This is a genomic window from Salinibacillus aidingensis (genome assembly GCF_039522525.1).
Taxonomy (GTDB): Bacteria; Bacillota; Bacilli; order Bacillales; family Alkalibacillaceae; genus Salinibacillus; species Salinibacillus aidingensis.
On the sequence record NZ_BAAADO010000006.1, the window covers coordinates 19461 to 35126 of the forward strand.

12 protein-coding genes are annotated in these 15666 nt (G+C 42.9%); all 12 read left to right on the forward strand.

The window, feature by feature from the left end; translation table 11 throughout:
* The first annotated feature begins 317 nt into the window (after positions 1 to 317).
* A complete protein-coding gene (locus ABD006_RS13875; protein WP_343842262.1) occupies positions 318 to 464 on the forward strand; it encodes a hypothetical protein in 147 nt (48 codons plus the stop codon).
* Between the two features lie 235 nt (positions 465 to 699).
* Positions 700 to 3210, forward strand: a complete 2511-nt coding sequence (gene secA / locus ABD006_RS13880) for a preprotein translocase subunit SecA (protein WP_343842265.1) — start codon at positions 700 to 702, stop codon at positions 3208 to 3210.
* 113 nt (positions 3211 to 3323) lie between these two features.
* Positions 3324 to 4422, forward strand: a protein-coding gene (prfB, locus tag ABD006_RS13885) for a peptide chain release factor 2 (RefSeq protein ID WP_343842266.1) whose coding sequence is annotated in 2 segments (ribosomal slippage) — positions 3324 to 3395 and positions 3397 to 4422 — 1098 coding nt in all. Because the reading frame shifts where the segments join, the coding sequence is not laid out codon by codon here.
* A gap of 589 nt (positions 4423 to 5011) precedes the next feature.
* Positions 5012 to 5869, forward strand: coding sequence for a YitT family protein (locus tag ABD006_RS13890; RefSeq protein ID WP_343842267.1), 858 nt, complete (start codon positions 5012 to 5014; stop codon positions 5867 to 5869).
* A 68-nt stretch (positions 5870 to 5937) separates the two neighbouring features.
* Positions 5938 to 6327 carry a cytochrome c551 gene (gene cccB, locus ABD006_RS13895; RefSeq protein ID WP_343842270.1) on the forward strand — a complete coding sequence of 130 codons (390 nt, stop codon included), beginning with the start codon at positions 5938 to 5940 and terminating at the stop codon, positions 6325 to 6327.
* A gap of 360 nt (positions 6328 to 6687) precedes the next feature.
* Positions 6688 to 7374 (forward strand): cell division ATP-binding protein FtsE, encoded by a 687-nt coding sequence (ftsE, locus tag ABD006_RS13900; protein ID WP_343842272.1) that lies wholly within the window; start codon positions 6688 to 6690, stop codon positions 7372 to 7374.
* A complete protein-coding gene (ftsX, locus tag ABD006_RS13905) occupies positions 7364 to 8257 on the forward strand; it encodes a permease-like cell division protein FtsX (RefSeq protein WP_343842273.1) in 894 nt (297 codons plus the stop codon). The genes ftsE and ftsX overlap by 11 nt, the downstream gene beginning before the upstream one ends.
* Positions 8258 to 8298: 41 nt before the next feature.
* The gene (locus tag ABD006_RS13910) at positions 8299 to 9564 is read left to right on the forward strand and encodes a murein hydrolase activator EnvC family protein (RefSeq protein WP_343842275.1); all 1266 of its coding nucleotides are present in this window, start codon (positions 8299 to 8301) and stop codon (positions 9562 to 9564) included.
* A gap of 147 nt (positions 9565 to 9711) precedes the next feature.
* Positions 9712 to 11187, forward strand: coding sequence for a S41 family peptidase (locus ABD006_RS13915; protein ID WP_343842277.1), 1476 nt, complete (start codon positions 9712 to 9714; stop codon positions 11185 to 11187).
* Positions 11188 to 11339: 152 nt separating this feature from the next.
* The gene (locus tag ABD006_RS13920) at positions 11340 to 12554 is read left to right on the forward strand and encodes a PDZ domain-containing protein (protein ID WP_343842278.1); all 1215 of its coding nucleotides are present in this window, start codon (positions 11340 to 11342) and stop codon (positions 12552 to 12554) included.
* A 189-nt stretch (positions 12555 to 12743) separates the two neighbouring features.
* Entirely contained in the window at positions 12744 to 13304 is a 561-nt protein-coding gene (locus ABD006_RS13925) for a hypothetical protein (protein ID WP_343842280.1), read from the forward strand.
* A gap of 424 nt (positions 13305 to 13728) precedes the next feature.
* Complete coding sequence (gene treP / locus ABD006_RS13930; protein WP_425542233.1) at positions 13729 to 15654, forward strand: PTS system trehalose-specific EIIBC component; 1926 nt, start codon at positions 13729 to 13731, stop codon at positions 15652 to 15654.
* Positions 15655 to 15666: the final 12 nt, after the last annotated feature.

A 15666-nucleotide genomic window follows, 5' to 3' on the forward strand; every position in this document is an offset into this window, starting at 1 on the left:
GGAACGTCCGCATTCAGCTCAATCGCCCGGCGACAAGCGAGACTTCCTTCATCCTCTGGCTCTTTCGGATTCGTTTCTTTCTGCCCTATATAGATTATACAAATGCTGTTTAAAATATGTATTCCAAAAAAATACTGCCTTTTGAAAATTTGTCCAAAATTTAATTTTAACTAAAGAAACTTCATGTAATACCCCTAAAACTGACAAAATTCGCCACAAAACCGTCAAAATCCGACCCTGTTTTTTAATTTCAGCGATTTTTCTTCCTTTCCTGTTCGTGGTATAACTATTTTAACGAAAGCAAAGGAGGCGTATTCATGTCCCACCAAAGCTGCCCTCACTGCCAAAGACAAGAGAACCGGATCAAACAGCATGAAAAGTACATAGCACAACTGGTTGAATATGTTGCTAAAATGAATCAGCGTATGACCGATTTGGAAAAAAGGCATGTAAAAAAAGTTTGATTCCTCTTATTCCACGGTTTCCAGCAGGGGGCTATCCGCTCCCTGCACACCTCTCCATTCCGTTTTGAATACGGTTCCTCAATATATGCAGCCACTGCGCTGCATTTTTTCTTTTTTATAGGGTCGCAATCTATGTGCACTACGCCTTTTATTGTCATGATGAATCCTTTAGTGTTATGATGTAGTGAGGACTATTATAATAAAGTGTGATCTTACTAAATAGAGGTGCGAATGTATGCGAGGATTATTGAAAAAAGTTTTTGGCGATGGAAATACACGCCAGCTTAAAAAACTGGAAACAACAGCAGAACAGATTGAAGCACTTGAACCCGAAATCAAAAAATTATCAGATGATGGATTAAGGAAAAAAACAGAGGAATTTAAACAACGTCTCGAAAAGGGCGAGACCTTAGATGATATTTTAGTAGAAGCTTATGCCGTTGTCCGTGAAGGAGCAAGACGTGTTTTGAATATGCGTCCTTTCCATGTACAGCTGCTGGGAGCGATTGCCCTTCACAACGGTGATATCGCAGAAATGAAAACAGGTGAAGGAAAAACGCTTGCCTCCACTATGCCCGCCTATTTGAATGCTTTATCAGGCAAAGGCGTTCATATTGTTACCGTCAACGATTACCTGGCCGACCGTGATGCGAAGGAAATGGGCGAGCTTTATCAGTTTCTTGGACTAACGGTAGGCCTGAACGCGAACGGCATGTCCAAGGAAGAGAAGAAGGAAGCCTATGCAGCGGATATTACGTACGGAACCAACAATGAATTTGGTTTTGATTATTTGCGTGACAATATGGTGCTTTACAAAGAGCAGATGGTTCAGCGTCCGTTAAATTATGCCATCATTGATGAGGTAGACTCAATCTTAATCGATGAGGCCCGTACACCTCTGATTATTTCCGGATCTGCCTCCCGTTCTGAAAATATGTATCTTCGTGCGGATCAATTTGTCCGTACATTAAAAAATGAAGAAGACTATACCTACGATGAGAAAACGAAAAACGTACAGCTGACCGAGGAAGGAAACAACAAGGCTGAGCGCTTCTTCAATATCGACAACCTGTATGATTTATCCAACGTATCCCTGACTCACCACATCACTCAGGCGTTAAAAGCCCATGTGATTATGCAGCGTGATGCGGATTATGTGGTGCAGGAAGGCGAGGTTGTCATTGTTGACCAGTTCACCGGCCGTCTGATGAAGGGACGTCGCTACAGTGATGGTCTGCACCAGGCCATTGAGGCGAAGGAAGGCATGCAGATTCAAAAGGAAAGCATGACCCTTGCAACGATTACCTTCCAGAACCTTTTCCGTATGTATCAGAAAATTGCCGGTATGACCGGTACCGCGAAAACAGAGGAAGAGGAATTCCGGAATATTTACAACATGAATGTCGTTGTGATTCCAACCAACAAGCCGATTACCCGTGATGACCGCCCTGACTATATTTACAAAACAATGGACGGCAAGTTTCGTGCAGTCGTCAACGATATTAAAGAGCGTCATGAAAAGGGACAGCCTGTGCTCGTGGGTACGGTTGCGGTTGAGACTTCGGAATTAATTTCGAAAATGCTTAAAAAAGCCCGTGTTCCGCATAACGTGTTAAACGCAAAAAACCACTTCCGTGAAGCGGAAATTATTTTAGAGGCAGGGAAACAGGGTGCCGTGACCATTGCAACCAACATGGCCGGTCGTGGTACGGATATTAAACTCGGAGATGGAGTTGTGGAACGCGGCGGTTTAGCGGTTATTGGTACCGAGCGTCACGAATCACGGCGAATCGATAACCAGCTCCGTGGACGTTCCGGACGTCAGGGAGATCCGGGTATATCCCAGTTCTACCTATCTCTTGAGGACGAATTGATGCGCCGCTTCGGATCGGATAACATGAAATCCATGATGGAGCGTCTCGGCATGGATGAGGATCAGCCGATTGAAAGTAAAATGGTTTCCCGTGCAGTGGAATCTGCTCAGAAACGGGTGGAAGGAAATAACTTCGATGCCCGTAAGACCCTGCTTGCCTACGATGATGTATTGCGTCAGCAGCGCGAAATTATTTATCAGCAGCGCTATGAGGTGCTTGAGTCAGACAACCTCCGGGAAATTGTTGAGGGCATGATTCAGTCAACCGTTGAACGTGTGGTTGGATCCTATACAGCCGAGGATGTACCGGAAGAATGGAACCTGGATGGCCTAGTTTCTTACGTGAACAGTAATCTTCTGGAGGAAAATGAGCTTTCCCAAAATATGCTGAAGGGTCTTGAGCCGGAAGAGATCACAGAGCATATTATCAATATGATTAAGCAAAAATATGATGAGAAAGAGCAGGAAATTTCCTCAGAGCAAATGCGTGAGTTTGAAAAAGTAATCCTGCTGCGTACGGTTGATACGAAATGGATGGACCACATCGACCAGATGGATCAGCTTCGTCAGGGTATTCACCTGCGCGCGTATGGACAGAACGATCCACTCCGCGAGTATCAAATGGAAGGCTACTCCATGTTTGAGCAAATGGTGGCCGATATCGAGGAAGAGGTCTCCCGCTATATTATGAAAGCCCAGATCCGTGACAACCTGCAGCGTCAGGAGGTTGTTAAAGGGACTCAGGCTGTATCAGGCGGAGGCGAAGAAAAGCAGAAGAAACGCAGGCCATACGTAAAATCCCAGGCTGTCGGTCGTAATGATCCATGCCCATGCGGCAGCGGTAAGAAATACAAACACTGCCATGGTGCATAACAATTCAAGAGACACTCCATCCCCATCTTTGGAGTGTCTCTTGAATTGTCTGTGTTAGGATAGAAGCAGTGCAGGTTATAGTAAATTAGAGATTGATTTTAGAGGTGATAATGATGGATTTAACAGATATTAAACAGGAAATTGACAAAATGAACAGGCGAATCGATGACTTTAGGGGGTCTCTTTGACTTAGAAGAGGATCGTAAGCGAATAGCTGAGCTTGAACAGGAAATGACCGCTCCGGGATTCTGGGATGATCAGGAAACGGCCCAGAAAGTCATTGGAGAGGTGAACAGTCTAAAAGAACTCGTTCAGTCGTTCGAAAAAAATGAAGAAAGTCTGGAGAACCTTGAAGCCACGTATGAATTGGTAAAAGAAGAAGATGATCCGGAGCTTAGAGAAGAGCTGGAAGAGGAAGTTAAAACTGTAACAAATGATTTAAATGAATTCGAGCTTTACTTACTTTTAAGTGAACCGTATGATAAAAACAATGCGATTCTCGAGCTTCATCCGGGAGCCGGCGGTACCGAATCACAGGATTGGGCGAGTATGCTGCTCCGTATGTATACCCGCTGGGCGGAGAGTAAGGACTTTAAAGTAGAAACACTGGATTACCTGCCGGGCGATGAAGCCGGCGTAAAAAGTGTAACGCTATTAATTAAAGGTCATAATGCCTATGGTTATTTGAAAGCGGAGAAGGGCGTTCATCGTTTGGTGCGCATCTCTCCATTTGATTCATCAGGCCGTCGTCATACATCCTTTGTTTCCTGCGAGGTTATGCCTGAATTCGATAATGATGTTGAAATTGACGTTAAGCAGGAGGATTTAAAAATTGACACCTACCGTTCCAGCGGGGCAGGTGGTCAGCACGTAAACACAACTGATTCAGCCGTTCGGATTACCCACCTGCCAACAAACATTGTGGTCACGTGTCAGTCCGAACGCTCTCAGATTAAAAACCGTGAACAGGCCATGAAAATGCTGAAATCCAAGCTGTATCAAAAAGAAATTGAACGACAGCAGGCAGAGCTGGATGAAATTCGCGGGGAACAAAAGGAGATTGGCTGGGGAAGCCAGATCCGCTCCTACGTTTTCCACCCGTACTCCATGGTGAAAGACCACCGAACCAACGTTGAAATTGGCAATACACAGGGAGTTATGGATGGGCGCATTGATCCATTTATCGATGCTTATTTACGTTCGCAAATGTAATTTATTTAATAAATGGGAAACCAGAGGGAATTTGCCCTCTGGTTTTTTTGGTTTTGCCCTCTGGTTTTTTTGGTTTCTTAAGTTGGATTAATCCATCCTCTGCTTGATTGAACAGCGGGAAGCCCAATACTACTTTTATAAAAAGAATTATTCCAAAATGCAGATAATTAAATCAAAATTCTATGAATTGTGCCTGTACCACAGGGAATTCAACCAGTTTTGAAAATAATTAAACCTGTTTTAAAAATAATCTGTCCTGCATTTGGAAAAATTAATCCGGAATCGGGGAATTTAATCTGAATTTCGCCGGATTAATCGTAAAAGTGGAAAATGAATCTCAACACAGCATCATTCGTCCTTATATGACCGGATTGATCCGTCCAAGTCAGGATTAAACCTGATCGACTGTTATTTATCCATATCGACCGGAATTCAGCCTGCCCGGCCCATGAAAAAATCCCCCGACCTCTCACTTGTTCACCGCGTTACTACTGTAAAGCGTTAATTTGCCGGCGTTCACAGGCGTTTTTTCGTATGTTATAGTTTTTAGCGGTACGCAAAGGTTTGACGGAAAAAGAGGTGTTTCTAAATGATGGAGAACCGGGAAGGCAATCGTATGCAGTTTGTTGCATTGGAATATTTATATGTCATTTTAGGTTCATTTTTTGTTGCGATTGGATTCAACTTATTTTTGCTTCCTAATGGGGTGGCTTCCGGCGGAGTGTCCGGGATTAGTACGTTAACAGATGAATTGTTCGGCTGGGAACCGGCGTTTGTGCAGGGATTTCTAAATGTTCCTTTATTTATCGCCGGCGTAGTTATTCTTGGGGCTAACTTTGGGCTCAAATCATTTCTTGGAACGATTATGCTACCGATCTTTGTTTATTTAACAAGAGAGTGGGATCCTGCAACGCTAAATCCGCTCTTAGCATCGGTGTTTGGTGGAATTTTAGTCGGGGCAGGTCTTGGTATCGTCTTCCGTGGGCGGGCGTCTACCGGCGGAACAGATGTAGCGGCTGCTATTTTACATAAATTTACCGGTATTTCTCTGGGAATCTGTATGGCATTCATTGATGGGTTGATTGTCACATCAGCGGCGTTTGTCTTTAATCTTGAGCATTCCCTTTACGCACTGGTTGGATTATTTATGACCAGCCGGACGATAGATATTATTCAGGTTGGTTTTACGACTTCAAAAAATGTCATGATTATTACGGATAATCTGGAAGAAATGCGGAAAACTATTTTTGAAGAAATAGATAGAGGTGTCACCATCCTGCGCGGGGAAGGTGGATACACGAGAGAAAATCGCAACATTATGATGTGCGTGGTCGATCAAAAAGAATTCACCAAATTGACAAAAACCGTGAACAAGGTTGATTCAGAGGCATTCGTCATTGCCATGTCTGCAGCAGAGGTACTTGGCGAGGGTTTTAAAAAACAATGAATAGGTTATAATATCCATGAGATGCAGTATTTGGCATTTCAATATACGAAGAAGGGGGATTTGTTCAAATGAAAAAAGCACTAATAGCCATGCTGTTCGGCTCTGCTCTGGTACTTGCAGCTTGTGGCGGTGGTGATGATAATGCAGGTGAAGACACTGGCAACAATGATGCTGGTACTGAGCAGCAGGCAGAAGAAAATGGCGACACAGGGAATGCAGATGGCGGAACTGTTGATACCGCAGCTGCTGAAAAAATCGCACAAAACAACTGTGCAACCTGCCACGGCGGAGATCTCTCCGGACAGGGAAATGCAGCTGACTTGACGACCATTGGATCCAGACTTTCAAAAGAGGAAATTGTAGACGTTATTCAAAATGGTAAAGGCGGTATGCCACCTGTAAACATCAGTGAAGAAGATGCAAATACCGTTGCATCATGGTTAGCTACTAAAAAATAATAATAAACAAGTAACCTGAAATTTGGCCAAGCCCATTTTTCGGGTTTTCTTTTTTTTCTCCGATATCCCCATATCATACGGTTTTTCCAGGCGATAATTACCCTTTCCTCCGATAACCTCCTTCACCACACAACACATTCTTTCCATTGAAATACAACTGTAATAAAATTCCCCCTAAAAATTTTGTAGATTGATGTTATAATAGAACATAGTAAAATTACACTAACCGATAAATTGGCCGTAGTTTCAACAACGTTATATAAAAACCAAAATTTTTCGTGAGAATGGACATGCAATGGAAGTACATAAACATACAGCTACAACAGAATTACAACCGGAGAGGCATAGGTGGTATGAAACATGATTGAATTAAGAGATGTAAGAAAAACGTATCACAATGGTGTTACGGCTCTTCAGGGAATAGATGTTAACATTCAGCAGGGGGAATTCGTTTATGTAGTTGGACCCAGCGGTGCCGGGAAGTCAACGTTCATTCGACTCATGTATCGGGAGGTTAAGCCCTCAAGTGGTGATGTCGTGATAAACGGCCACAATTTAGCAGAAATCAAAGAGAAAGAAATCCCTCATTTAAGAAGGGGCATTGGGGTTGTTTATCAGGATTTCAAGCTTTTACCCTCTCTGACAGTCTATGAAAATGTTTCCTTTGCCCTTGAAGTTATAGAAGATTCGCCCAAAAAAATCCGTCGAAAGGTGATGGATGTTCTTGATCTGGTAAATTTAAAAAATAAAGCCCGCTTTAAGCCGGATGAACTTTCCGGTGGTGAGCAGCAGCGTGTATCCATTGCACGTGCTATTGTGAATAATCCTCATTTAATGATTGCTGACGAACCAACAGGAAACCTCGACCCTGATACTTCATGGGAAATTATGAAAATATTTGAGGAAGTCAACGCGAGAGGAACGACCGTGATTATGGCAACCCACAGCAAAGATATCGTTAACACATTAAAAAAGAGAGTCATAGCAATTGAACATGGACGAGTCGTTCGTGATGAACAGCGAGGTGACTACGGATATGAAAGCTAGGACATTCAAGCGTCACCTAAGAGAAGGAAGCAAGAATATTTTTCGTAACGGCTGGATGACTTTTGCATCCGTAGCTTCGGTTACCACAACGCTGATCTTAGTAGGCGTCTTCCTCGTCATTATGCTGAACTTAAATGAAATGGCAGAAAAAGTGGAAGAGGACGTGCAAATTCGGGCCTTTATTGATCTGGCAGCGAATCAGGAGGATATTGATTCCTTAAAGAAAGAGATCACGAACATACCGGAAGTTTCCACAATTGAATTTTCTTCAAAAGAAGAGGAACTGAAAAACTTAATGTCTAGCTTAGGTGCTGACGGAGACATGATGGCGATGGTGAATCAGGATAATCCGTTAAATGATGCATTCATTATCAAAACGGAAGATCCCCTTGATACATTTGATGTTGCCAGTAAAGTAGAGTCTTTGGACCATGTTTCTTCGACGGAATATGGCGACCAGGTGATTCAGAAGCTTTTCACCTTTAATGAGTATGCGAGATATATAGGGATTGGCTTAATTACCGCACTGGTTTTAACAGCCGCCTTTTTAATCTCTAATACGATCAAAATTACCATTATGGCCAGAAGTACAGAGATTGGAATTATGAAGCTGGTTGGTGCGACAAATGGTTTTATACGCTGGCCTTTCTTTATTGAAGGACTATTAATGGGGATTCTCGGTTCGATCATTCCGATTATTTTCGTCGTAAGCGGGTATTATTACTTATTTGAAAATATGAAGGACAAGACATTCGTGCCATTTTTTGAGCTTATACCGTTTAACCCCTTTGTATGGCAGGTTTCTCTGATTCTATTAGGAATTGGCGCCTTTATCGGGGTCTGGGGAAGTATTATGAGTGTACGAAAATTCCTTAAAGTTTAAGTTTCATAGATAAAATGTTGTTTGGGGGAGGAGTCAGAGCCTTGAAAAATCGAATTTTTTCCGTACTGAGTATTTTAATGCTGCTCGCAGTAACGTTTTCTTTTTCAGGTGTGGAAAAGTCTTATGCCACTTCTGAAGGGGAACTTCGAGATGAAATTGATGATCTGGAAAATAAGAAAGATAATACCAATAAAGAAAAAGAGGAACTGGAGAACAGTGAACAGGAAATAGAAGAAAAAATAGAAGAAAATCAGGCTGAACAGGATCGTATCCTGAGCCAGATTGAAGAAATCGATCAGGAAGTAGCGGAAACACAAAAGAATATAGAAAATACTGAACAGGAAATCAGCCAGACAGAAATAGAAATAAAGAAATTAAAAGAAAACATCAAAGAAACTGAAAAACGGATTGCTGAGAGGGACGAGCTTTTGAAAAACCGTCTTCGCACAATGCAGCAAAATGGGGGATCCGTGAGCTATTTAGAGGTTCTGCTAGGTGCTCAGGACTTTGGGGACTTCCTGACTCGTACAAACGCTGTGTCTAAAATCATGGATTCTGATAAGAAAATCCTGGAAGAGCAAAAAGCAGAAAAAGAACAGCTGGAAAAGGACAAAGCTGAAGTAGAGAAGAAGAAAGAGGAGCTTGTGGCTAAGAAAGACGAGCTTGAATCTGCAAAAGCTAAACTTGATCGGCAGAAAGAGGAAAAAGCAGCTCTTGTTGCTAAGTTAAAAGAAGAAGAAAAAGAGCTTCATAAGCATAAAATGTCACTTCAGGAAGAACAGGAGATTTTACAAAAGCAACAGGAAGCTTACAAGCGCATGATTGAAGAGAAAAAAGAAAAATTAGAACAGTTAAGCACTCCACCAGCCAATAATAATAGTGGCGGAAGTGGAACTCCACCTATATCGAGTGGTAAATTTACAGTACCCGCAGAAGCGATGGTAACGTCAGAATTTGCAAGTCGCTGGGGAAGAATGCATTATGGTATAGACGTTTCTAAATATGGGAAAGTTCCTATTGTAGCATCAGCATCAGGTATGGTTTATCGGGCATATCGCTCATCCTCATATGGAAATGTGGTCTACATAACGCATAGTATGGGCGGGCAGCAATATACAACCTTATATGCACATATGAGATACTATACGGTCTCTGAAGGTCAGTACGTACAAAAAGGACAAGTGATCGGTTATATGGGTAATACTGGTAATTCTACAGGACAGCATCTTCATTTTGAATTGCATGAAGGACCGTGGACAAGTGACAAGCGTTATGCTGTCAACCCTCGTAAATACATCAGCTTCTAAAGCAGACATGTTTACGGTGACAAGTTCATATAGTAATATTAAAGGCATCGCACATATTTACGGTGGGATGCCTTTACATATTGGAGAAGGATTCATACACAAATCTTCCACAGCCAGGATGAGTGGTTATTGTTGAGGTGAGAGAAAATGAACGTGAAAAAGAGCTATTTGGCTGTACTTGTGATTGTAGCTATGGTTCTGGGATCTGCTCTGACTTATGTAGGTACAGAGGTAGTGGGCCTGGGGCAATCCGGTGAGGCCGAAAATGGTGGACAATCAGAAATAAGCACAGATGAAGAAAAGAAGGAAATCATTGAAGAGTTCGGTGACATGAATGCTTTTTCAAAAGTGATGCGTGCATATTCCATTATTGAAAGCAACTATGTTGAAGACGTGAAGCAGAAAACAATGATCGAAGGCGCGATCCGTGGAATGCTCGATTCACTGGAAGATCCCCACAGCGTTTATATGGACAAAGAAACGGTTGATCAATTTAATCAGAGTATTGAGTCATCCTTTGAGGGGATTGGGGCGGAGGTAAGCATGAGCGATGGACATGTTACCATTGTTTCCCCGATTAAAGGCTCCCCTGCGGAGGAAGCAGGGCTGCAGCCGAAAGATCAAATACTGAAGGTGGATGGAAATAGTCTTGAAGGGCTCAGCCTGAATGAGGCTGTGGCAAAAATACGTGGTGAAAAAGGGACGGAGGTTGAATTAACCATTCAGCGTCCAGGTATATCGGATACGATTAAAGTATCTGTTGTCCGTGATAATATTCCAGTGGAAACCGTTTATCCTGAAGTAAAAAATGAGAACGGTAAGAAAACAGGAGTCATTCAAATTACCTCGTTCTCTCAAAAAACAGCGGAGGAATTTAACAAGGCTCTTTCTGATTTAGAGGATAAAGGCATTGAAGGCTTAGTCATTGATGTAAGAGGCAATCCAGGCGGGTTGTTTACATCTGTGGAAACCATACTGGAGAATTTCATCCCTGAGGACCAGCCCTACGTCATTTTTGAAGAAAAGAATGGAGAAAAAGTACGCTACTACTCTGGAACGAAGGAGAAAAAAGATTACCCGATTACCGTGCTCACCAACCAGGGCAGTGCATCAGCCTCGGAAATTTTAGCCGCTGCAATGAAGGAAGCGGGCTATCCTGTTGTGGGGGAAAAGAGCTATGGAAAAGGTACCGTGCAGAAAACACTCGGTATGGGCGATGGAAGCCAGATTAAACTGACAACATTCAAGTGGCTGACACCAGATGGCAAGTGGATTAATGAAAAAGGAATCAAGCCGACTGTTGAAGTAAAGCAGCCTGAATTTTTCTACACGACACCTGTCGATATTAACAATTCATTAACCTACAACATGAATAATGAAAGTGTAGCAAACATTCAGAAGATGCTGGAGGGCATTGGTTATGAGCCGGGCAGAACGGACGGCTACTTCAGTGAACAAACGGTAGAAGCTGTGGAAGCCTTTCAAAAGGATCATGATCTTAAGGTTACCGGAGAGGTGAATCAGAAAACAGGTGAAGAAATTCAGACACTCGTCATTGAAGCTGTTTCTTCACCGGAAAATGACCGTCAATTGAACCGAGCTTTAGAAGTTTTATACCAATAGCAGTTATAGAGAGGCAGCCTGTCATTCGGAAGGAGTGACAGGCTGTTTGTTTAAAAATTTCTTCTCCAAGAATCAATATCTGGGACTAGCAGGATTAGATAATATTTTGTAGAATTTATAATAACGAATGCATTACAAATCGGAGGTACAACATGATAAATCTTTGGCTTACGGAAATTGGAGAGGGCTTCATTTGGTTGATTGGACAACCCCTGCTATATTGGGCGATTGTGTTAACCATCCTTACATCTTACTATCGAAGAAAACAGGAGCGGACGGACTTCGGTTCCAGTGTTTATAAGTCTGGTACAGAATGGAAGAGAACATGGCTGCTCTGCGTCATTAGTGGCATCGTGATTTCTGCTTCCCTGATTGTTACGGGCGGAATTTTATCCTATCCTGTCTGGTTACTGATTTCCGTGTTATCGATCATCGTTACCATTACTGGACGTCTCTATTTGCTTTCGGCCGGATATCTTATGGGAATCACGGTTATCCTCCTGGCTGTTATGCAGCAGTATACGCTGACCATTGATGTGCTGCCGGCACAGTGGATGGAGGAACTCATGAATGTCAGTCCTCCTCTTATCCTCGCTTTAACCGCCGTATTCTTAATTATAGAATCTATTTTATGGTTTACGGCCGATAAGGAGTATGCTTTTCCTAAACTTATTAAAGGAAAGAGGGGAAAGTATATTGGCTTGCACAATGTGAAGCGATTGAGTGTTGTACCTATGCTTGTGCCTGTTCCTGGCGGGGCGATTGACGGCCTGTTTTCCTGGTGGCCGCTTCTTCCCATTGGTGATCATGGTTATGGACTCATGCTGTTTCCTTTTCTCATGGGTATACAGCAGGCATTTCAGGGTCACTTCTCCAATCAGGGTGGAAAACTGTTTGGGAAATGGGTGCTGACGCTGGGGCTTATTACCGGTATTTTTGCGGCTGGAAGCTTTTATGACCCGCTCTTTATCTATATAGGTGCGGCTGTCGCGATATTAGGACGGGCGATCATACAATTATATGTCCGGTTTGTAGATCGGGAAAAAACAAGCATTTTCAGACCGCAGTCAGACGGCTTAATTATTTTAGCCGTTATTAAGGATTCACCGGCCGATAAGATGGGACTGAAAACCGGTGAAAGAGTGGAAAAGGTACACCAGATCCCCGTCACAAACGAAATTGAATTTTACGATGCGTTGCAGGAAAGCCGGACGTTTTGTAAGCTTGAGGTTCGGGATGTTCATGGAGAAATCCGCTTTGTACAGGGACCGATGTATCAGGGAGATCACCATGAGCTGGGGCTGGTGTTTGTGAAAGAAAAGCCGAGATTCAGATTGTATCAGGATTTACCTAATCATGTTGTATAATGGACAGAACGAGGACCAGGTGTTCACAGCACCTGGTTTTTTTGGTAGCTAATAGATGGACCAATTCAAACAAAAAAGTATACCAAAGTATAATTTCCACCCTTTTCCTTACGTGGTATGTTATGTGAGAAACGAGAAGGAAGGGGAATGGAGAAAATGAAAAAAGTCTTATCAATAAGTTTTTTGATTATGCTTGTTATGGTATTTACCATTGGGTGCAGCTCTATCACGATACCTGGTGAAAACGGTGAGGAAATGGAAATTGATCTATCAGAGACTGAAGATGGAAATGTAGATGTATCAATGAAGGCTTCGGAAGGAAATGAAGAAAGCTTTGAAATGAGTTCAGATGGGGAATCGGCTACAATCTCCTCCTCGGATGGAGAGACCTCATTCAGTAGTCAATCCGGAGAGAATGTGTCTTTGCCCAAAAGCTTTCCCAAGGATTTTCCGATGCCAAGTGGAGCCGAACTGATTGCGGTATCCGAAATGAATGATCTGGCACGGGAGGGTGTGGAAATAGATTCGGTGAGCTATAACTTTTCAGGCGACATTAACAAGGCTATGGATGATTTTAAAACATTTGCTGAATCCAATGGCTATGAAATTGTAGCCGAGACCAACATTAATGGCATGCTGACCATTCAAGCTGAAAAAGGCGAGAATGAGTATTTTTCCGGTTCACTCATTCCAGAAGCGGAAGATGAAACACAAATTGCAGCCGATGTACAAATTGGCTCCCCTAATTAATGCCCCATTGATGATAAATTCTAATAGGTATAAACCTTTGCCTGGATGCTTTCGTCCAGGTTTTTTTGTTTTAAGCTTAATTAAGGTAAAGAACGATGAATCCATCCCTATTTGGCAGGATTCGCTTCCTTATGGATCAATTCTCAAAATCTCCGCTCAAATGTCTCCCAATATCCATTTAATCTCTAACCACGAATCAACGTCCAGACTATCCTTTAAAAAACGATAACCTCTATTCCAGCAAAAAATGAACATGAATTTTCCCTGGAAGGTAAACCTAAAACTACAAAATGTGTGAGAAATTGTTGAACGATGGATGAAAACCTTTGCATAACTTGTATGTACAAGTTATATAACACAAAATAATCTGGAATAGATTTAGGAGGTCTTTCTGGTGATCGATAAAGAAAGAAATGATCGGGAAATGATTGTTGCGCCTCTCAGTGGTGTGATTAAAAATATTGAGGATGTACCGGATCCCACATTTGCCCAGAAAATGATGGGGGATGGAATGGCGATTGAGCCAACAGAGGGTAAAGTCGTCGCCCCTGTAGCCGGTGAGATTGTACAAATTTTTCCTACCAAACATGCCGTTGGTCTTCGCAGTGAGTCAGGTATTGAAGTGCTCATCCATATTGGACTGGAAACCGTTGCATTAGATGGGGAAGGCTTTGAAGCCCATGTAAAGCAAGGGGATAAGGTAAAAGCCGGCGACCCGCTTGTAACGTTTGATCTGGAGTTTATTAAGGAAAAAGCGGCCAGTCATATAACGCCCGTTGTGATTACCAATGGCGATGCTTTGGAAGTGTTTAAAAAAACAGAGGAAGAAAACGTAACAGCCGGAGAATCACCACTTTTCCAGGCAAAGGTGAAGGGCGATCAGGATAGTGAAAAACCGGAAGATGAAGGGGCGGAAGAAAAGCCGGCTGAACAGCCACAGGCCCAGGCTTCAAATCAAAGCGGCGGGCAGTATAATGATGAGGCAAAGGTAATTGTTGATGCTGTTGGTGGTTTAGACAACATCATGGCCGCCACACATTGTGTAACACGACTTCGCTTTGCTTTATCCGATGAAGAGAAAGTCGATGAAGAAAAACTGAAAAACATGGATTTGGTCAAAGGTCAATTTGCTGCCAATGGTCAATATCAGGTGGTCATTGGACAGGGAACGGTAGATAAGGTTTATAAAGCGATGGTCAAAGAGACAGGAATTGAAGAAGCATCTAAAGAGGATGTAAAAGCAGCAGGAGGCCAGCAGCAGAACGCATTACAGCGCGGTGTAAAAGTACTTGCTGATATCTTTATTCCGATTCTTCCTGCCATTGTTACGGCCGGTTTACTGCTTGGTATTAACAACATACTGGTTAACCCGATCTTTACGGATGAATCCATCATTGAAATGTTCCCATCCTGGTCGGGAATTGCGGACATGATTAACATTATCGCCAATACGGCCTTCACATTCCTGCCAGCATTGATCGGCTGGTCGGCCGTGAAACGATTTGGCGGAAATCCGCTATTAGGTATTGTTTTAGGTTTAATCATGGTTCACCCGGATTTAACCCCTGCCGGTGATTTTGCTCAGGGAAAAGGGGAAACATGGAATTTATTTGGATTTCAAGTTAATCAGTTAAGCTATCAGGGTCAGGTTCTGCCCGTATTAGTAGCAGGCTGGGTACTTGCGAGAATCCAAGTCTGGCTGGAAAAACGGGTCATGGACTCCCTGCAGCTGTTGATTGTTCCTCCAGTTGCTCTTTTAGTTACTGGATTCCTTGCCTTTATCATTATAGGACCCGTCACATATACAGTGGGTACGTGGATTACAGATGGCGTTGTATGGGTATTTGAGGTTGCACCTATTATCGGTGGTCTGCTCTATGGCTTCCTTTATGCACCGCTCGTTATTACCGGTATGCACCATACATTCCTGGCTGTGGACCTACAGCTTATCGGAAGTACGGGCACAACCTTCCTATGGCCAATCGTCGCTCTTTCGAATGTTGCTCAGGGTGCTGCCGTATTTGCGATTATGCTGGCGGCTAAAGATGAAAAAGTCAAAGGTCTGGCCGGAACATCGGGAATTTCCGCAATGCTCGGAATTACGGAACCGGCGATGTTTGGTGTGAATTTACAGTATAAATATCCATTCTATGCCGCTATTTCCGGTACAGCTATCGCTGGTGCGTTTATTACCTTCCAGGATGTATTAGCAAGCTCGATTGGAATTGGAGGTCTGCCAGCACCACTATCCATTCAATCCGGAGTATGGTCCTTCATTATCGGAATTGTAATAGTCCTCATGATTCCGTTTGTGATTACCTACTTCATTGCCAGAAGAAAATTTCGTTAATTTCGAACAACA

Excerpts from the sequence above, each read along its gene's own strand:
- ABD006_RS13875 (WP_343842262.1), top strand. The coding sequence starts at position 318 with ATGTCCCACCAAAGCTGCCCTCACTGCCAAAGACAAGAGAACCGGATC.
- secA (WP_343842265.1), top strand. The coding sequence starts at position 700 with ATGCGAGGATTATTGAAAAAAGTTTTTGGCGATGGAAATACACGCCAG.
- ABD006_RS13890 (WP_343842267.1), top strand. The coding sequence starts at position 5,012 with ATGATGGAGAACCGGGAAGGCAATCGTATGCAGTTTGTTGCATTGGAA.
- cccB (WP_343842270.1), top strand. The coding sequence starts at position 5,938 with ATGAAAAAAGCACTAATAGCCATGCTGTTCGGCTCTGCTCTGGTACTT.
- ftsE (WP_343842272.1), top strand. The coding sequence starts at position 6,688 with ATGATTGAATTAAGAGATGTAAGAAAAACGTATCACAATGGTGTTACG.
- ftsX (WP_343842273.1), top strand. The coding sequence starts at position 7,364 with ATGAAAGCTAGGACATTCAAGCGTCACCTAAGAGAAGGAAGCAAGAAT.
- ABD006_RS13915 (WP_343842277.1), top strand. The coding sequence starts at position 9,712 with ATGAACGTGAAAAAGAGCTATTTGGCTGTACTTGTGATTGTAGCTATG.
- ABD006_RS13920 (WP_343842278.1), top strand. The coding sequence starts at position 11,340 with ATGATAAATCTTTGGCTTACGGAAATTGGAGAGGGCTTCATTTGGTTG.
- ABD006_RS13925 (WP_343842280.1), top strand. The coding sequence starts at position 12,744 with ATGCTTGTTATGGTATTTACCATTGGGTGCAGCTCTATCACGATACCT.
- treP (WP_425542233.1), top strand. The coding sequence starts at position 13,729 with ATGATTGTTGCGCCTCTCAGTGGTGTGATTAAAAATATTGAGGATGTA.